Raw genomic sequence first — 18,082 nt, 5'->3', positions numbered from 1 at the left:
GGGCGTCAGACGAGGAGCTACTTGGCCTTCTTGCCCTGAACCTTGGCGTACTTCTGCTGGAACTTCGCGACCCGACCAGCGGTGTCCAGCACGCGCTGCTTGCCCGTGTAGAACGGGTGGCAGGCGCTGCACGTCTCGACGTGGATCGAGCCGCCCTTGGCGGTGCTGCGGGTGGTGAAGGTGTTGCCGCAGGAGCAGCTGACCTCGGTGGTCACGTACTCCGGGTGGATGTTGGGCTTCATGTCGCCTCGGTCCTCTCGTCTGTGGTCGCCGGGTCGCCCCTGGCCTGCCTGCCGATGGGGGCGTGAACCGGAACCGGTGGCCGATTGACCAGTCTGCCATGGGCTTCGGTGGGCCCTGGAGGCGGGCCGCGTCGGCTGGTCGCCGGTAGCAACATCTGGCCTCACGTACGCATTCCCGCCGCCGGGCCGAGCATTCCTGCGGCCGATCCACCCGAGAAGGGCGTGGCCGGATCCGGCCACGCCCCTTCGTCGGTCTTCGTCGGCGGGAGTTACTCCCCCGGCGTCGACTTGGCGATCTGCATCAGGAACTCGATGTTGGTACGGGACTGCTTGAGCCGGTCCAGCAGGAGGTCGAGCGCCGCCTGCGAGTCCAGCGAGTGCAGCACCTTGCGGAGCTTGTGCACGATGGCCAACTCCTCCGGCGCGAGCAGGATCTCCTCCTTGCGCGTGCCGGACGGGTGGATGTCGATGGCCGGGAAGGTCCGCTTGTCGGCGATCTTCCGGTCCAGCTTCAGCTCCGCGTTACCGGTGCCCTTGAACTCCTCGAAGATGACCGTGTCCGCCATGGAACCGGTCTCCACCAGGGCGGTGGCGAGGATGGTCAGCGAGCCGCCGTTCTCGATGTTGCGGGCCGCGCCGAGGAACCGCTTCGGCGGGTACAACGCCGTCGAGTCGATACCACCCGACATGATCCGGCCGCTGGCCGGTGCCGCCAGGTTGTACGACCGACCGAGCCGGGTCACCGAGTCGAGCAGCACGACGACGTCGTGGCCCAGCTCGACCAGGCGCTTGGCCCGCTCGATCGCCAGCTCGGCGACGGTGGTGTGGTCCTGCGGCGGGCGGTCGAACGTGGCCGCGATGACCTCGCCCTTGACCGACCGCTGCATGTCGGTGACCTCTTCGGGTCGCTCGTCCACCAGCACCACCATCAGGTGGCACTCCGGGTTGTTGTGCGTGATGGCGTTGGCGATCGCCTGCAGCACCATGGTCTTACCGGCCTTCGGCGGCGAGACGATCAGCGCCCGCTGCCCCTTGCCGATCGGCATGACCAGGTCGATGACCCGGGTGGTGAGGATGTGCGGCTCGGTCTCCAACCGCAGCCGCTCCTGCGGGTACAGCGGGGTGAGCTTGTAGAACTCCGGCCGGCGCTTGGCCTCGTCCGGCTCCATCCCGTTGATGGTGTCCAGCCGGACCAGCGGGTTGTACTTGTCCCGCCGCTGCTCGCCGTCGCGGGCCGCCCGGACCGCGCCGGTGATCGCGTCACCGCGCCGCAGGCCGTACTTCTTGATCTGGGACATCGACACGTAGACGTCGTTGGGACCGGCCAGGTAGCCGGTGGTCCGGACGAAGGCGTAGTTGTCCAGCACGTCGACGATGCCGGCCACCGGCACGAGCACGTCGTCCTCGCCGACCTGCGGCTCACGGCCGCCGTCGCCGCCGGAATCGTTGCGGTCACCCCGGCCCCGCCGGCGGTCCCGGAAACGGCTGCGCCGGCTGCGCCGACCGCCGCTGTCGCCGTCGTCGTCACCGTCGTTGTCCCGCTCGCCGCGCTGGCCGCGGTCACCACGGTCGGCGCGCTCGCCTCGGTCACTCCGGTCACCGCGCTCGGCACGCTCACCGCGCTCGGCACGGTCACCGCGCTCACCGCGCTCACCGCGCTCGGCACGGTCGGCACGCTCACCGCGCTCGGCACGGTCGCCCCGCTCGGCACGCTCACCGCGCTCGGCACGGTCGCCCCGCTCGGCACGCTCACCGCGCTCGGCACGGTCGCCCCGCTCGGCACGGTCGGCGCGGTCGGCGCCACGGTCACGGCCGGACCGGCCCTCGGACCGCTCGCCCTCGGCGGCGGCCTCCTCGGCGCGCGGTTCCGCCACGGCGGTCCGGCTCCGCCGGGTACGGCCACGGCCCTCGCTCTCGACGCTCGCCGCCGGCTGTTCGGCGCCACGACGTTCGGCCTCCGGCCGCTCGCCGGCGTCCCGTACCTCCGCGTGCACCTCCTCGCGGACCGGTGCGGCGGCCGCCGCGACCTCGGCCCGTGGTCGAGGGGCCCCGGCAGTGCCGCCCTGCCGCTCGGTGATCGCGCTGATCAGCTCGCCCTTGCGCATGCGAGCCGTCCCCGAGATGCCGAGCGACGCGGCCAGGCTCTGCAGCTCCGGCAGCAGCATCGCCGACAGGCCGGTGCCGCTGCGCCGGCGGCGGGCGGGGGCAGCGGTGGTGGCATCGCCAGCGACGTTGGAAACATCCGACGTCACGTCGGTGGTGTCGCTCAATGGATTCCTTCCCTCGATAGGCCGGGACTGCCCGGAATCGACAACAGGTGGCCGGGCGGCCTCGGTACACCCGCCTCGCATGACGCTTCGCGGGAGTCTTTAACACAGCAGCCGGTCGGTCTCCCGACCCACCAGATGGAGCGGTGGGCGGGGTTTCGCCGTCTGCGGCGACCAGTGAAGACTGCGGTGCGGCGTGGGCCTAGGCAGGGGTGACGGGCTTACCGCCGAAAGCTTCGGGGGTGCGCCGACCCGCAGGGAGATCGCATGCTTCGCGGCTGTGCTAAGTCTAGAGCGTAATCAACTCTTGCGACCTGCGGCAACAGGGTCCCGCTCCGCGTGTCCGAGTCTACCCCGTTCGACTTGCGCCCCGCATACATCTACCGGCAACCGCAGCAGCCGCCAGTCTGTTCCCGCGTCGAATTCTACGGGCAGCTCGGACAGGGCGAGCACGGTGGGGCCCGCACCACTGACCACGGCCGCCACACCGGCCGCACGCAGCTCGTTGACCAGGGTGTTCGTGCCCGGCATCGACGTCGCGCGATAGCCCTGGTGCAGCCGGTCGGCGGTCGCCGGCAGCAGCAGCGCCGGCTGCGTGGTCAACGCGTGCACCAGCAGCGCCGCCCGGCCGGCGTTGAACGCGGCGTCGGCGTGCGGCACGGTGGCCGGCAGCGCCGCACGGGCCGAGGCGGTCAGCCCCCGCTCGGCCGGCACCAGCACCGTGGGGCGTACGCCGTGGGCCACCGGCAGCGACACCGCCCGGGAACCGTCCGGCTCCGTCCAGGCCAGGGTGAAGCCGCCGAGCAGGCAGGGTGCGACATTGTCCGGATGGCCCTCGATCTCGGCGGCCAGCCGCAGCACCGCGTCGTCGCCGAGGCGACTTGCGCCCTCCGCCACCAGCGCCCGGGCCAGCAGCACCCCGGCGACGATCGCCGCCGACGAGGAGCCGAGCCCGCGCGCCTGCGGAATGCGGTTGACGCATTCCACCGCCAGCCCCGGTGGTTGCCCACCGAGCGCGTCGAAGGTCGCGCGCATGGCGCGTACCACCAGGTGGCTGTCGTCGACCGGCAGATCGCCGGCTCCCTCACCGGTCACCGTCACCGTCACGCCCCCGGCCGTCACCTCGGCGGCGACGTCGTCGTGGAGCGCGAGGGCCAGCCCGAGCGCGTCGAAGCCCGGCCCCAGGTTCGCACTGGTGGCCGGCACCCGGACCCGGACCGGTTCGGCGACGAATGTGGTCGACACCCCGCCCATGCTAGGGACAGCCGCCACCGATGGGGAGCATCGCCCGGCACCTGGGACGCCGAACACCGACGGCCGGCGGACCGCACCTCGCTACCGGTTCTCCGCGACGGCGGGTGGCGACGCGGCGAGCGACAGGCCCCGCGTCGCGATCCGCCAGCCGATCGCGTAGACCAGGGTGACCAGGCCGCAGCCGGCCAGTACGACACGCTCGTCGACGATGTCCACGACCGCGGCCACCACCAGCTGGCTGACGGAGATCGCCAGGGTCGCCAGCATCATGTCGGTGGCGAAGACGCGACCCCGTAGCCGGTCCGGCACCTCGCCCTGCAGGGCGAAGTTCGACATCACCCAGTTGCTGCCACCCGCGAAGTGCGCCACGAAGACCAGGACCAGCACCAGCGGGAACCAGGCGGCCACGGAGGTACCGAGGTAGGCCAGTCCGTACGCCGACATGGACAGGGCCAGGCCGGGCAGCAGCCAGGCGCGGTTGGTCAGCACCCGACGCATCATGATCGGACCGACCAACGCGCCGGCACCACGGACGGCGAACAGCAGGCCGGCACCGAGCGCGCCGACCCCGTACACCCCGGCGAGCAGCGGAAAGACGGTCAACACACCGTTGCCGAGACCCACCGCCGACTTGACCGTCACCAGCGCCAGCACCCGCGGACGGTGCCCGATGTAGACCAGGGCTTCGCGGATCGCCGCCCAGGTCTGCGGCGGCTTCGCACCCCGTTCCCGGGTTGCCTGCAACGGGCGGCGGATGAGCGTGGCCAGGCCCGCGGCGATCACCAGCCCGACCGCGCCGACCCAGAAACAGGCGTACGGCCCGGCGGCCGCGCTGAGCACCCCACCGAGCGACGCGCCGACGACGGTCATCGTGCCCCACGCCGAACCGGCCACCGCGTTGCCCGCGGCCAGCTCGTCCGGATCGAGCACGTTCGGCAGCGCCGCCTGCGCCGCCGGGGAGTAGAACGCCTTCGCCACCGCGACCACGCCGATACCGAGCAGCGCCAGCCAGGCCGTGCCGGCATCGCGTACGCCGAGCAACAGCAGGACGCCGACGAGCGCGGCGGCGTTCGAGACGATCATGATCGTGCGCCGGTCGAAGCGGTCGGCGATGGTGCCGGTGTACGGCAGCAACAGCGCCACGATGCCGGTGTCCACGGCGAGCACCAGGGCACCCCACACCCCGCTGCCGGTCAGCTTCGGCAGCAGCACCAGCAACGGCACCATGACGAACCAGTCGGCACCGAAGACCACCAGTTCGGCCAGGAAGAGATTGCGGAAGTTCCGGTTGCGGGTGAGGACCGAGAGGGTGGACGCCACGGAGCGGACCATACCCGGCCACCGTCGGTGGCCGAGTCGGAGCGCGGACATCCCCGGAGGGCCCGAGGACCCTCCGGGGACCCCCGGGTCACCCGTTCGGCGGGAACGGCGAGTTGCGGGTCTTCGGCAGCCGGAGCACCTCGAACTGGTCGGTGTTCTCGATCAATGCCCCGGAGGGCGCCGCCGGTACCGGCCGGCTCTCCCGCCGGCCGGTGTCCGCCGTGCCGGCACGGGCCTGCGCACCCACCGGCGTCCGGTCGGTGTCCGGCGCGGTGCCGTCGGCGTCGTCGGCGTCGTCGGCCTCGCCGGCACCCGGTGCACCGGCCGGGTCACCGTGGCGGCGACGTCGCCACGCCCGCACCGAGACCTTGGTGTCCTCCACCATGGCGTACAGCGTCGGCACCAGGATCAGCGTGAGCAGGGTGGAGGTGAGCAGGCCGCCGATCACCACGATGGCCAGCGGTCGCGAGATGAAACCGCCCTCTCCGGTGAGCCCGAAGGCCATCGGCGTCAGCGCGAAGATGGTGGCGATCGCGGTCATCAGGATCGGCCGCAGCCGGTGCCGTCCACCCTCGACCACCGCCTCCCGCACACCCATGCCCTGGGCTCGGTACTGGTTGACCAGATCGAGCAGCACGATGGCGTTCGTCACCACGATGCCGACCAGCATGAGCACACCGATCAGCGCCGGCACGCTCAGTGCGGTGCCGCTGACCAGCAGCAGGGCGATCGCTCCGGTGGCCGCGAACGGAATGGAGACCAGCAGGATGAGCGCCTGCACCACGCTGCGGAACGTCGCCATCATGATCAGGAAGACGATCGCGATCGCGGCCAGCACGGCCAGGCCCAGGTCGGCGAAGGTCTCCCGCTGCTCGGCGCTGACCCCGCCGAGGGAGAACGTGGCCCCGGGTACGTCGATCGCGTCGAGCCGACTCTGCAGCTCGGTGCTGATCGCGCCCAGGTCGGAGCCGGTGACCGTGCCGGTCACCGAGACGCTGCGCTCACCGTCGATCCGTCGCACCTGTTGCGGGCCGGTGGTCTCGGTGACGTCGGCGATGTCGTCCAGCTTGACCCCGCCCACCGGCAGGGCCCGCAGCTCCGCCACGGTCATCGGCGGTGCCGCCGACAGGCGCAGCACCACGTCCCGGGCGGCGCCGTCGACGGTCACCTGACCCAGCGGCGTACCCCGGAAGGACTGCGACACCAGCTGACCGACGGCGGCCTCGGTGAGCCCGGCCCGGCTGGTCGCCACGCGGTCGACCGTCACGTCGATCCGGGGTACCCGCTCGGCCAGGGTGGTCGAGACGTCCTCGACCCCGCCGATGCCGGTCAGCGCCGTCTCGGCCTGCTTCGCGGCGGCGGCCAGCACCTCGGGATCGGCGGCCCGGACGATGACCGCCAGTTCGTTGGCGGACGCCCCGCCCTGGCCGGCCGGGAAGGTGATCTCGCCGGCTTCGGATCCGAGCGCCGTGAACCGGTCCCGCAGCACGCCCCGCATCGCCTTCGCGTCGGTCTCTTCGCCGAGCCGCAGGGCGTAGTTGGCCACGTTGTTGCCGGCGCTGCCGGCCCAGGGTGTGTCGCCGCCACCGGCGGTGACCTGGTACGAGTCGATACCCGGAGTGTCCGCCAGCACCGCCTCGACCCGCCGGGCCGCCGCGTCGGTGCCGGCCAACCCGGTGCCGACCGGCAGTTCCTGGCGGATGTTGAGGGTGTCCTGACCGGAGTCGTCGAGGAAGTTCGTCTCCAACTGCCGGGCCAACCCGAAGGTGCCGAACAGCACCAGCAGTCCCGCCGCCAGGGTCGCCCACCGGTAGGCCCGCCGCCCGGTGGCGAACCGGATGACCGGCAGATACGCCCGCTGCAACGGGCTGCGCAGCTCGCGCTCCTCCGCCGCCCGCCGGACCGCCGCTCCGTCGGCCGCGGCGCTGACCGGCTTGAGGAACCAGTAGGCGAGCACCGGGATCACCGTCAGCGACACCAGCAGCGAGGCGAGCAGCGCCACGGTGACCGTGATCGCGAAGGGTGCGAAGAGCTGCCCGACGAAGCCACCGACCAGGGCGATGGGCGCGAAGACGGCCACCGTGGTCAACGTCGACGCGGTCACCGCACCGGCCACCTCGCGGACGGCAGTGAGAATCGCCGGCCGTTTCGGCCCCCCGTAGGTCAGGTGCCGCTTGATGTTCTCCAGCACGACGATCGAGTCGTCCACCACCCGGCCGACCGCGACCGTCAACGCGCCGAGGGTGAGCAGGTTGAGCGAGTAGTCACCGATCCAGAGGGCGATCAGCGCCACCACCACCGACAACGGGATGGAGACCGCGGTGACCACTGTGGAACGCACCGACAGCAGGAACACCAGGATGACCACCACGGCCATGATCAGACCCAGCAGGCCCTCGGTGCTCAGCGTCTTGATGGACTTCTCCACGAACGGCGCCTGGTCGAGCACGACGGTCAACTCGGCACCCGTGGCGGACCGCAGGTCGGCGAGCCGGTCGGCGACCGCGTGCGAGATCTCCACCGCGTTGCCGTCCGGGTCGGCGGTGACCGCGATGCCGAGGCTCTCCCGGCCGTTGGTACGGGTGATGGCGGTGGCCGGGGCGAGTTGCTCCTCGACCGTGGCGACGTCACCGAGGCGGACCGGTCCGGCCTTCTTGACCGGCGGAGCGACGATCACGTCCCGCAGCTCGTCCAGGGTGGTCAGCGGGGCGCCCACCTGCACCGGCAGGGTGCGCTGGCCGTCCAGCACGGCACCGGCGGGCACCGCCACGCCGTTGGCCTGCAACGCCGCGCCGATCGCGGTCGGCTGCACCTTCGCCTTCGCCAGCTTCGCCGGATCCGGAGTGATCACCACCAGTTCGTCCCGGACTCCGGTCAGCTCGACACCGCGTACGCCGTCGATCGCTGCCAGTTCCGGCACCACGGTGTCCCGTAGCTTGCCGGCGAGGATCCGCTCGTCGTCGTCGCCGGACGCGGCCAGCACCACCGCCGGCAGGTCGTCGGTGCTGCCCGCGATCACCTGCGGGTCGACGCCCTCCGGCAGGCTGGTCCGGTTGATCGCGGTCTGCATCCTGCTGACCATGTCGTCGAGTTCGGTACCGAACTCGTACTGCACCTGGATGGTGGTCAGGCCCTCGCGGGAGGTCGAGATGACCGAGTCGAGACCGGAGATGCCGCGCAGGCTGTCCTCGATCGGCTCGGCGACCTCGGACTCGACGACCTCCGGTGCGGCACCGGGGTACTGGGCCACGATGAATGCGGCGGGGAACTCCAGTGACGGTAGGAGTTGCTGCTTCAGTGATGGCACGGCGTACGCACCGAACGCCGTGGTCACCACCGCGATGAGGGCTACCAGCCCTCGGTTGGCGAGGCTGAATCTGGCGAGCAGCGACATCGCGAGGCTCACTCCTGAGGGAGACGGTCGAGGGGTACGAGCAGTGTGCCCGACCCGGTCGGTCTGCCGATCTCCGGGGCGGGCGGGGATCACGCCGACGGCAGCACCGGCTCGGCGCCTCCATCACCAGGTACTCCGCGCGCTGTCGAGCTGACTGCACCGGCGGATCGTCGTTGTCCCTCTCCGCCGGCGGGAGGTGCCGGGGTCAGGCGAGGTCGAGGGAGCGGGCGGCGACGAGCGGATCGTTGGCGATGGTGACGGGGGCGGGAGCGGTCGAGATGGCCCACTCCGGATCCTTCAGACCGTGCCCGGTGACCGTGCAGACCACCGTCGCCCCGGCCGGCACCCGGCCGGCGGCGGCCTGCTGGAGCAGGCCGGCGACGCTCGCCGCGCTGCCCAGTTCCACGAACACACCGACCTCCCGGGCCAGCAGCCGGTACGCCGCCAGGATCTCCCGGTCGGTGACCGCCTCGATCAGGCCCCCGGAGGTGTCCCGCGCGTCCAGGGCCTTCGTCCAACTCGCGGGGTTGCCGATCCGGATGGCCGTGGCGATGGTGGACGGCTCGGGCACCACCTGCCCGGTCACGATCGGCGCCGCCCCAGCCGCCTGGAAGCCGTACATCTTCGGTAGCCGGCTGGCGTTGCCGGCGTCATGGTCCTCCGCGTAACCCATCCAGTAGGCGGAGATGTTGCCGGCGTTGCCCACCGGCAGGCAGTGGATGTCGGGCGCGTCGCCGAGCGCCTCGACGATCTCGAAGGCGGCCGTCTTCTGGCCGTGCAGCCGGTCGATGTTCACCGAGTTGACGAGTGCGACCGGGTAGTCCTGGGCGAGCTTGGCGGCCAGCGCCAGACAGTCGTCGAAGTTGCCGTCGACCTGGAGCAGCTTGGCGCCGTGCACGAGCGCCTGCGCCAGCTTGCCCAGCGCGATCTTGCCCTGCGGCACCAGCACGGCGCAGGTCATCCCGGCCCGGGCCGCGTACGCGGCGGCGGAGGCGGAGGTGTTACCGGTGGAGGCGCAGATGATCGCCTTGTTGCCGGCCTCGACCGCCTTGGAGACGGCCATCGTCATGCCCCGGTCCTTGAAGGAGCCGGTCGGGTTGGCACCCTCCACCTTGAGGTACACGTCGCAGCCGAGCCGGGCGGAGAGCACCGGCGCCGGCAGCAGCGGAGTGTTCCCCTCGTGCAGGGTGACCACCGGCGTGGCCTCGGTGACCGGCAACCGATCCCGGTAGGCGTCGATCAGACCACGCCACATCACGCTCTCCTCGCCTCCGCGATTGACCCGGGCGCTCACAGCCCGCCCTCGACCCGCAGCACGCTCGCCACCGCCCGGACGATGTCCAGCCCACGCAGTTCCCGCACGGTCGCCGCGAGCGCCGCGTCCGGCGCGACATGGGTCACGATGACCAGGACGGCGTCACCGGCCGCCCCGGCGGCACCGGCGGCCGGCACCTGACGGACGGTGGCGATCGAGACGTCGTGCCGGGCGAACACCCCGGCCACCGACTCCAGCACACCGGGCCGGTCGGCCACGTCGAGGCTGATGTGGTAGCGGGTGAGCGCCTCACCCATCGGCCGCACCGGCAGGTCGGCGTACGCGGACTCGCTGGCCGCGCGGACCCCGGCGAGCCGGTTGCGGGCCACCGCCACCACGTCGCCGAGCACCGCACTGGCGGTCGGCGCCCCACCGGCACCGCGTCCGTAGAACATCAACTGCCCGGCCGCCTCGGCCTCGACGAAGACCGCGTTGAACGCGTCGCCGACGCTGGCCAGGGGGTGGGTCACCGGGATCATCGCCGGGTGCACCCGGACGCTCACCGCCTCCCGGCCCTGCCCGTCGGCACCACGCGCGGCGATGCAGAGGAGTTTGATCGTGCAGCCCATCGCCTTGGCGCTGGCCACGTCCGCGGCGGTGACCTCGGTGATGCCCTCGCGGTGCACGTCGGCGGCGGCGACCCGGCTGTGGAAGGCCAGCGAGGCGAGGATGGCCGCCTTGGCGGCGGCGTCGAAGCCCTCCACGTCGGCCGTGGGGTCGGCCTCGGCGTACCCCAGCTCGGTCGCCTCCTCCAGCGCCTCGGCGAACCCGGCGCCGGTGGCGTGCATCGCGGAGAGGATGAAGTTGGTGGTGCCGTTGACGATGCCGGTGACCCGGGTGATGCGGTCACCGTGCAGCGACTCCCGCAGCGGTCGCAGCAGCGGGATGGCCCCGGCCACGGACGCCTCGTAGTAGAGGTCGCCGCCGCCCTCCGCCGCCGCGTCGTGCAGGGCACCGCCGTCCTCGGCGAGCAACGCCTTGTTGGCGGTGACCACGCTCTTGCCGGCCCGCAACGCCTCCACCAGCCAGCCGCGCGCCGGCTCGATGCCGCCGACCACCTCGACCACCACGTCGACGTCGTCCCGCTTGATCAGCCCGAGCGCGTCGGTGGTGAACAGGGCCGGGTCGACGGGAAGGTCGCCGCGGTCGCGCCCGATCCGGCGTACGGCGATGCCGGCGATCTCCAACGGAGCACCGACGCGGGCGGCGAGGTCCGCCGACTGCTCGTGCAGCAGCCGGACCACCTCGGCACCGACGGTGCCGCAGCCGAGCAGGGCGAGGCGTACAGGTGACGTCATCCCACATCCAAAGCGAGCAGGTCCTCTTCGGTCTCCGGTCGAACGATCAGCCGGGCCCGGCCGTTGCGCACCGCGACCACGCCGGGGCGGGGCACGTGGTTGTAGTTGCTGGCCATGCTGCGGCAGTACGCGCCCGTGCCGGGCACCGCGACAAGATCTCCGGGCTGCACGTCGGCGGGCAGGAATTCATCCTTCACCACGATGTCCCCGGACTCACAGTGCTTTCCCACCACGCGGGCGAGCATCGGCCCGGCGGCGCTCGCCCGGGAGGCCAGGGTCGCCGAGTACGACGCGTCGTACAGGGCGGTCCGGATGTTGTCGCTCATCCCGCCGTCGACGCTGACGTACGTCCGGATGCCGTCGACATCCTTGACCGTACCCACCGCGTAGAGGGTGAACACGGCCGGGCCGACGATCGCCCGGCCGGGCTCGATGGACAGGTGCGGGGTGGCCAGCCGCTCCGCCGCGCACTCCGAGTCCACGATCTTGCGTAGCCGCTTGGCCAGGTCGTGCGGGGCGGCGGGATCGTCCTGCGAGGTGTATGCGATGCCGAAACCACCGCCGAGGTCCAGCTCGGGCAGTTCGACGCCGCGGGCGTCGCGGATCTGTGCCTGCAGGGCCAGCACCCGACGGGCGGAGACCTCGAAGCCGCTGGTGTCGAAGATCTGCGAGCCGATGTGCGAGTGCAGGCCACGCAGCTCCAGCACGTCCTCGTCGAGCACGCGCAGCGCCGCGGTCAGGGCCGCCCCACCCGCGAGGGAGAAGCCGAACTTCTGGTCCTCGTGGGCGGTGGCGATGAACTCGTGGGTGTGCGCCTCCACCCCGACGGTGACCCGGATCAGCACCCGGGGCCGTACGCCGCGTTCGCGGGCCAGCGCGGTGAGCCGCTCGATCTCGTGGAACGAGTCGACGATGATCCGCCCCACGCCGACGTCGAGGGCCCGACTCAGCTCGGCCACCGACTTGTTGTTGCCGTGGAAGCCGATCCGTTCCGGCGGCATCCCGCCGGCCAGCGCCACGGCCAGTTCCCCGCCGCTGCACACGTCGAGGAACATGCCTTCCTCGGCGATCATCCGGACCACCGCCCGGCAGAGGAAGGCCTTGCCGGCGTAGTAGATGTCCTCGTCCGGGAAGGCCGCCTGGAAGTCCCGGCAGCGCGAGCGGAGGTCGTCCTCGTCGAGCACGTACACCGGGGTGCCGAACTCGGCGGCGATGTCGCGTACGCCCAGGCCCGCGACGGTGAGCGCGCCGTCGGTGCCGCGCGTCACGTGGCGCGGCCACAACTGCGGCACCAGGGCGTTGACGTCGTCCGGGGTACGCAGCCAGGCCGGCCCCCGGTTGCCGATGTCGCCGTGCAGCGCGCCCGCCTCGTGCGCCCGCATCAGTGCCTCCCTGGATTCGCGACCGCGGAACCCGCGGCCTCACTTCTCGCGCTCACGACTACATCCGCTCCGGCGCCGAGACGCCGAGCAGGCGCAGCCCGTTGGCGATGACCACCCGGGTCGCGTCGTTGAGCCAGAGTCGCGCCCGGTGCAGGTCGGTGACGGCCTCGTCGCCCCGGGGCAGGATCCGGCAGTTGTCGTAGAACCGGTGGTACGCCCCGGCCAGGTCCTCCAGGAACCGGGCCACCCGGTGCGGCTCCCGCAGCTCGGCGGCGGCGGCCACCACGGCGGGAAACTCGGCAAGCGCCTTGAGTAGCTCGTTCTCCTTGTCGTGGTCGAGCAGCTCGGGCCGGAACGACGCCGCGTCGCCCCGGGTGAGGCCGACCTCGGCGGCGTTGCGGCCGACGCTTGCCGTGCGGGCCGCCACGTACTGCACGTAGTAGACCGGGTTGTCCCGGGTGGCCCGGGTCCACAACTCGATGTCGATGTCGATCGGCGAGTCGCTGGAGTACCGGGCCAGCGCGTAGCGGGAGGCGTCCACCCCGATCGCGTCGACCAGGTCCTCCAGGGTCACCACGGTGCCGGCCCGCTTGCTCATCCGGACCGGCGCGCCGTCGCGGACCAGGTTCACCAGCTGGCCGATGAGGATCTCCAGCGTCTGCTCGGGGTCGTCACCGAAGCAGGCGGCCATCGCCTTCATCCGGCCGACGTAGCCGTGGTGGTCCGCCCCCAGCATGATCACGACCCGGTCGAAGCCCCGTTCCCGCTTGTCGAGGTAGTAGGCGCAGTCGGCGGCGAAGTAGGTCCACTCACCGTTGGACTTGCGCAGCACCCGGTCCTTGTCGTCGCCGAAGTCGGTGGTCCGCAGCCAGGTGGCGCCGTCGGAGTCGAAGAGGTGACCCTGCTCGCGAAGCCGGGTCAGGGAGTGCTCCAGCTCGCCGCGATCGTGCAGGTCCTTCTCGTTGAAGTAGGTGTCGAACTCGACCCCGAAGTCCCGCAGCGAGGACTTGATCTCGGTGAACATCAACGCGACACCCTCGACCCGGAAGACCTCCTGGGCGGCGGCGTCGTCCAGGGTCAGCACGTCGGGCCGCCGGGCGGTGACCTGCTCGGCGATCTCGGCGATGTACGCACCGCCGTAGCCGTCCTCCGGCGCCGGCTCGTTGCGGGCGGCGGCCAGCAGCGAGCGGGCGAAACGGTCGATCTGCGAACCGGCGTCGTTGAAGTAGTACTCGGTGCCGACCTCCGCGCCGGTCGCTCGCAGCAGCCGGCTCAACGCGTCGCCGACCGCCGCCCAACGGACGCCACCGATGTGCACGGGGCCTGTCGGGTTGGCCGAGACGAACTCCAAGTTGATCTTCAGGCCGGCGAGCCGGTCGCCGCGACCGTACTCGTCGCCCGCCTCGACGATCGAACGGGCGAGCTGTCCCGCGGCGGCCGCGTCGAGTCGGATGTTGAGGAAGCCCGGGCCGGCGATCTCGACCGACTTGATCCCCGGCGTGCTGGCCAGCTCGGCGGCGAGCGCGGCGGCCAGTTCCCGGGGCGGCAGGCCGACCTTCTTGCTCAGCTGAAGCGCCAGGGTGGCCGCGTAGTCGCCGTGCTCCGGGTTGCGCGGTCGCTCGACCGTCGTGTGCCCCGGCAGCGCGGAACGGTCCAGCTCTCGGTCGGCGAAGACGGCGTGAGCGGCGGCGAGGACAGCTTCGGCGAGTTCTGCAGGAGTCACCGATCCATGTTATCGGGGGTAGACTCGGTCCCCGCGGCGGCGACCCAGCAACCGAACCCGGCCCGCCAGAGCCCCTGACCGACCGACCTGACGAGGCACGATGAGTATCAGCACCCCGGGCGGCCCAGAGCGCCGCCCGACCGTGGTCAGCACCGGCAAGAAGCCGGCGGCGGGACGGCCGGCCGCCGGCGCCAAGGCGACCGGAGCCAAGGCTGGCCCGGGCAAGGCCGGCTCGGCCCAGCGCGCGGGGGGCGGCAAGGGGCCACGTAAGCCGATCACCCCGGTGAAGGTCAGCCAGGGCCGGTCGTGGGGACCGATCGCCCTGTTCGTCGCCGTCGGCGTACTCGCCGCGTCGATCATCGGATTCGGCGCCTGGGCGACTTTCAAGGGCAGCCAGTCCTGGGAGGACAAGGCCGCCGACATCGCGGGCATCGTCAACTACCGCCAGGACGACCCGGACAGCCTCACCTACGAGTCGCACCAGGCCGGCAAGATCGAATACAAGTACAGCCCGCCGGTCGGCGGCGCGCACAACAACGCCTGGCAGCGCTGCCTCGGCGACGTCTACGACGCGCCGATCGCGGCCGAGCACGCGGTGCACAGCATGGAGCACGGCGCGGTGTGGCTCACCTACCGCCCCGACCTGCCCGCGGCCGATGTCGAGAAGTTGGCAAGTGTGATCCGGGGCAACGACTTCATGCTGATGAGCCCGTACGAGGGGCTGGACGCCGCCGTGTCGCTCCAGGCGTGGGGTTACCAGCTCAAGGTCGACAGCGCCGACGACCCGCGGATCAAGGAGTTCGTCACCACCCTGGCGCAGAACGCCTCGATCGAGCCGGGCGTGCCCTGCTCCTCCGGCAACTACACCACCGGCACCGGCACCGAGCCGCGCGAGTTGGCTCCGCCGACGGGTGGCTGACATGCCCAGCGCTATCCAGGAGGCGACCCCGGCGGAGCGCAACGGCACCGAACTCCACCGGCCGTCCCGGGCGCTGCGCTACCTGACCCTGGTCATGGCGGCGGTCCTGCTGCTCGGCATCGGGTGGACGGCCGCGACCCTGGTGTCGGACCGGGCTCCAGGTGACGACTCGGCCGAGGCCGGCTTCGCCCGGGACATGTCCCGACACCACGCCCAGGCGGTGGAGATGGCGATGATCGCGTACGCCAAGGCGCAGAATCCGGCGATCCGGCAGATGGGCTACGACATGGCCCTGACCCAGCAGGCTCAGATCGGTCACATGCAGCGCTGGTTGCAGGAGTGGGAGTTGCTGCCCACCGGTTCACGGCCCGCGATGGAGTGGATGCCCGACGCGGTGCCGGTGGGTCCGGACGGGCTGATGCCGGGCATGGCGACCCGCGAGGAGATCACCCAACTGCACGAGGCCCAGGGCGTCGAGGTCGACCGACTCTTCATCAAGCTGATGATCGATCACCATCTTGGCGGCGTGCACATGGCCGACGGGGTGCTCAAGGTCTCGGACCGGCCCGAGGTGGTCCGGTTGGCCGAGGCATCGAAGCAGGCACAGCAGAAGGAGATCAACGAGCTGCGCCGGATGACCCCTGCCGACGGTTGACCCCTCGTCTGGCTGACCAACCCTCGCCGCCCCGCTCGTCGACCGAGCGGGGCGGCGGCGCGTAGGCATCCAGGTGCCAGCGAGTTCGCCTTCTCCGCCCCACCTTGAGGACATAAGACCGATTTTCCCTCTAGGGGTTACTTGGAGCGAAGTGCACTCGTTGTCCGGGACGTGGGGGTTGCACTCAGAGACGCGCGGCGTTCGGTCACCAGTTGGTGCCGACGCCACACCATCGGCGGTGACGGAGCGGTGGCAGCCGTCCGTCGCGGACAGCGGCAGGGTGAGCCGGGAACACTCAGCCGCGAACAGGAACTCGAACTGATCGACACCCTTCGGGGCGTCCACCCCGACGCGTTCGGTCTGGACGAGGAGCTGTGGACCCGCCAGAGTCTGCACGCCCTCATCCAGCAGCAGTTCGGCCTGACGCTGGACGTTGGGGTCGTCGGGGCGTACCTGCGGGCCTGGGGGTTGGGTCCGCGCGAGCCCCGCGAACGGGCCTGCGGGCTCTGCGTCGGGGCGGTCGAGCGCTGGGTCCGCAGCGAGTACCCGGCGATCACCCGGGCGGCCCAGGAACACCTGGCCGAGGTCTACTGGGTCGGCCGGGTCCGGCTGCGGGGCACCATGCCGGCGGCCGACGTCATCTCGGCGGTCTCCTCGCGAGGGCGGGTCCGGTTCATGGTCACCACCCCGTCGGTCGACCCACCACTGCCCCGGGAGTTCGTGCACCGACTCAGCGGGGCCGAGCGGCGCACCGTACACCTGATCGTGGACGGCTCCTGGGCCCGCAACGAATGGCCACGCCGACTCCCCCGGCGCATCGTGCCGCACCCGCTGCCCAGTTGCGGACGCGCACTCGCCGCCTGACGCGCCGATACCGATTGGGCGATCGGGAGAGCCGTTTGCTAGTCTTCTCCAGTCGCTGAGCCCCCGTAGCTCAGGGGATAGAGCACCGCCCTCCGGAGGCGGGGGCGCAGGTTCGAATCCTGCCGGGGGCACCTTCTTCTGGAAGATCTTGCAGTGGTTCGACCGCATCCCGAGCCGTACCGTGACCACATGCCAACGCAGGTGATCGTGCTCAATGGCGGATCGAGTGCGGGAAAGTCCGGAATCGTTCGGTGCCTGCAGGCGATCCTGCCGGAACCGTGGCTCGCCGTTGGGGTAGACCGGCTCATCGAGGCGATGCCTGCGACCATGCGCTCGCCGGAGAGCATCGACTTCGCAGCCGACGGCACCGTCATCATCGGGCCGGAGTTCGACCGGCTGCAGCAGGCTTGGATGGCTGGGGTCGCTGCCACTGTCCGAGCCGGTGCCCGCGTCATCATCGACGACGTCTTCCTCGGCGGCGCTGGATCGCAGCAGCGGTGGCGGACCGTGCTCGACGGGCTGGACGTGCTGTGGGCCGGCGTCCGCTGCGATGCGGAGGTCGCCACCGGTCGCGAGATCGCCCGGGGCGACCGGGTCCGGGGGATGGCCGCCGCACAGGCCGACGTGGTGCACCGGGGTGTGGTGTACGACGTGGAGGTCGACACCACCCACACCGAGTCGATCGCGTGCGCCAGAACGATCGCGGCTCTGTTGTAGCGGCCGTCAGCTGAGCGGCCTGTCCATGTCGGGACCTTGGTCCTGGCGGCTTCGGGTGTTCCGGCCCGCGCGCGACGACCCGCCGGGGGGCGACAGTGGTCAGGTAAAGAAGCTGACCACGGAGGCAACGATGACCGTCCACCAGGGCACCCACCGCTCGATCGAGCGCCCGCTCGAACACGCCGAACTGCCCGGCGCCATGCTGACCACGACCGCCGCCCGGGCCCTCGCCGTGCTGCGGATCTCCACCGGCCTCGTCTTCCTCTGGGCCTTCCTCGACAAGACCTTCGGTCTGGGCTACGCCACCCCGACCGAGCGGGCCTGGATCAACGGCGGATCGCCGACCAAGGGGTTCCTCGCCAACGTCGAGGTCGGACCGTTGCAGTCGGTGGCCCACACGATCGCCGGAACCTGGTGGGCGAACGCACTCTTCATGGTCGGGCTGGCCGCCATCGGCCTCGCCCTGATCGCCGGCGTCGGCCTGCGGGTGGCGGCCGCCTCGGGCACCCTGATGATGGCGCTGATGTGGCTGGCCGAGTTCCCGTTGGCCCGGTTCACCGCCGGTGGCGACCCGACCGGTTCCACCAACCCGGTGGTCGACTACCACCTGATCTACGCCGTGGTCCTGGTCGCCCTGGCCGCCGCGTACGCCGGGCACACCTGGGGTCTGGGCCGGCTCTGGGCCCGCCTGCCCTTCGTGCAGCGCCACCGCTGGATGCTCTGATCCGCTCG

General features: G+C 71.4%; 14 protein-coding genes and 1 tRNA gene. 6 read left to right on the top strand and 9 right to left on the bottom strand.

The window, feature by feature from the left end; translation table 11 throughout:
- Window positions 1–17 precede the first annotated feature (17 nt).
- The 9 genes from rpmE to argS form a co-directional block, all read right to left on the bottom strand.
- On the bottom strand, window positions 18–242 hold the full coding sequence (gene rpmE / locus O3597_RS02275) for a 50S ribosomal protein L31 (RefSeq protein ID WP_093405395.1): 225 nt from the start codon (window positions 240–242) through the stop codon (window positions 18–20).
- A 269-nt stretch (window positions 243–511) separates the two neighbouring features.
- Complete coding sequence (gene rho, locus O3597_RS02270) at window positions 512–2,512, bottom strand: transcription termination factor Rho (RefSeq protein ID WP_281603131.1); 2,001 nt, start codon at window positions 2,510–2,512, stop codon at window positions 512–514.
- A gap of 297 nt (window positions 2,513–2,809) precedes the next feature.
- Window positions 2,810–3,754 carry a homoserine kinase gene (gene thrB / locus O3597_RS02265; RefSeq protein WP_281603130.1) on the bottom strand — a complete coding sequence of 315 codons (945 nt, stop codon included), beginning with the start codon at window positions 3,752–3,754 and terminating at the stop codon, window positions 2,810–2,812.
- Between the two features lie 90 nt (window positions 3,755–3,844).
- A complete protein-coding gene (locus O3597_RS02260) occupies window positions 3,845–5,083 on the bottom strand; it encodes an MFS transporter (RefSeq protein WP_164447655.1) in 1,239 nt (412 codons plus the stop codon).
- An 88-nt stretch (window positions 5,084–5,171) separates the two neighbouring features.
- Complete coding sequence (locus O3597_RS02255; RefSeq protein WP_281603129.1) at window positions 5,172–8,477, bottom strand: efflux RND transporter permease subunit; 3,306 nt, start codon at window positions 8,475–8,477, stop codon at window positions 5,172–5,174.
- 205 nt (window positions 8,478–8,682) lie between these two features.
- Window positions 8,683–9,732 carry a threonine synthase gene (gene thrC, locus O3597_RS02250; protein WP_281603128.1) on the bottom strand — a complete coding sequence of 350 codons (1,050 nt, stop codon included), beginning with the start codon at window positions 9,730–9,732 and terminating at the stop codon, window positions 8,683–8,685.
- A 35-nt stretch (window positions 9,733–9,767) separates the two neighbouring features.
- Window positions 9,768–11,090, bottom strand: a complete 1,323-nt coding sequence (locus tag O3597_RS02245) for a homoserine dehydrogenase (protein ID WP_281603127.1) — start codon at window positions 11,088–11,090, stop codon at window positions 9,768–9,770.
- Entirely contained in the window at window positions 11,087–12,472 is a 1,386-nt protein-coding gene (gene lysA / locus O3597_RS02240; RefSeq protein ID WP_281603126.1) for a diaminopimelate decarboxylase, read from the bottom strand. Before lysA ends, O3597_RS02245 begins: the two co-directional genes overlap by 4 nt.
- 58 nt (window positions 12,473–12,530) lie before the next feature.
- Window positions 12,531–14,195 carry an arginine--tRNA ligase gene (argS, locus tag O3597_RS02235; protein ID WP_281603125.1) on the bottom strand — a complete coding sequence of 555 codons (1,665 nt, stop codon included), beginning with the start codon at window positions 14,193–14,195 and terminating at the stop codon, window positions 12,531–12,533.
- Window positions 14,196–14,295: 100 nt separating this feature from the next.
- Between argS and O3597_RS02230 the strand changes: the two genes are divergently transcribed.
- The 6 genes from O3597_RS02230 to O3597_RS02205 all read left to right on the top strand — a co-directional run bounded on the left by O3597_RS02230 (window position 14,296) and on the right by O3597_RS02205 (window position 18,074).
- The gene (locus O3597_RS02230; RefSeq protein WP_164447661.1) at window positions 14,296–15,114 is read left to right on the top strand and encodes a DUF3105 domain-containing protein; all 819 of its coding nucleotides are present in this window, start codon (window positions 14,296–14,298) and stop codon (window positions 15,112–15,114) included.
- A 1-nt stretch (window position 15,115) separates the two neighbouring features.
- Window positions 15,116–15,769 carry a DUF305 domain-containing protein gene (locus O3597_RS02225; RefSeq protein ID WP_164447662.1) on the top strand — a complete coding sequence of 218 codons (654 nt, stop codon included), beginning with the start codon at window positions 15,116–15,118 and terminating at the stop codon, window positions 15,767–15,769.
- 171 nt (window positions 15,770–15,940) lie between these two features.
- The gene (locus O3597_RS02220) at window positions 15,941–16,633 is read left to right on the top strand and encodes a winged helix-turn-helix domain-containing protein (protein ID WP_093405373.1); all 693 of its coding nucleotides are present in this window, start codon (window positions 15,941–15,943) and stop codon (window positions 16,631–16,633) included.
- A 59-nt stretch (window positions 16,634–16,692) separates the two neighbouring features.
- Window positions 16,693–16,764: transfer RNA gene (locus O3597_RS02215), tRNA-Arg, on the top strand.
- Between the two features lie 58 nt (window positions 16,765–16,822).
- The gene (cpt, locus tag O3597_RS02210; protein ID WP_281603124.1) at window positions 16,823–17,350 is read left to right on the top strand and encodes a chloramphenicol phosphotransferase CPT; all 528 of its coding nucleotides are present in this window, start codon (window positions 16,823–16,825) and stop codon (window positions 17,348–17,350) included.
- Between the two features lie 130 nt (window positions 17,351–17,480).
- Window positions 17,481–18,074 carry a DoxX family membrane protein gene (locus tag O3597_RS02205; RefSeq protein ID WP_164447664.1) on the top strand — a complete coding sequence of 198 codons (594 nt, stop codon included), beginning with the start codon at window positions 17,481–17,483 and terminating at the stop codon, window positions 18,072–18,074.
- Window positions 18,075–18,082 lie beyond the last annotated feature (8 nt).

Source organism: Verrucosispora sp. WMMA2044, from assembly GCF_027497155.1.
GTDB lineage: Bacteria > Actinomycetota > Actinomycetes > Mycobacteriales > Micromonosporaceae > Micromonospora > Micromonospora palythoicola.
Note: the sequence above shows the minus strand (reverse complement) of the source record. Positions and strands in the feature narration are given on the sequence as shown.

Bases quoted from the DNA above. Each gene is read 5' to 3' on its own strand.
- thrC (WP_281603128.1), bottom strand. From the start codon at position 9,732: ATGTGGCGTGGTCTGATCGACGCCTACCGGGATCGGTTGCCGGTCACC.
- O3597_RS02205 (WP_164447664.1), top strand. From the start codon at position 17,481: ATGACCGTCCACCAGGGCACCCACCGCTCGATCGAGCGCCCGCTCGAA.
- O3597_RS02255 (WP_281603129.1), bottom strand. From the start codon at position 8,477: ATGTCGCTGCTCGCCAGATTCAGCCTCGCCAACCGAGGGCTGGTAGCC.
- lysA (WP_281603126.1), bottom strand. From the start codon at position 12,472: ATGCGGGCGCACGAGGCGGGCGCGCTGCACGGCGACATCGGCAACCGG.
- rpmE (WP_093405395.1), bottom strand. From the start codon at position 242: ATGAAGCCCAACATCCACCCGGAGTACGTGACCACCGAGGTCAGCTGC.
- O3597_RS02230 (WP_164447661.1), top strand. From the start codon at position 14,296: ATGAGTATCAGCACCCCGGGCGGCCCAGAGCGCCGCCCGACCGTGGTC.
- cpt (WP_281603124.1), top strand. From the start codon at position 16,823: ATGCCAACGCAGGTGATCGTGCTCAATGGCGGATCGAGTGCGGGAAAG.
- O3597_RS02225 (WP_164447662.1), top strand. From the start codon at position 15,116: ATGCCCAGCGCTATCCAGGAGGCGACCCCGGCGGAGCGCAACGGCACC.
- O3597_RS02245 (WP_281603127.1), bottom strand. From the start codon at position 11,090: ATGACGTCACCTGTACGCCTCGCCCTGCTCGGCTGCGGCACCGTCGGT.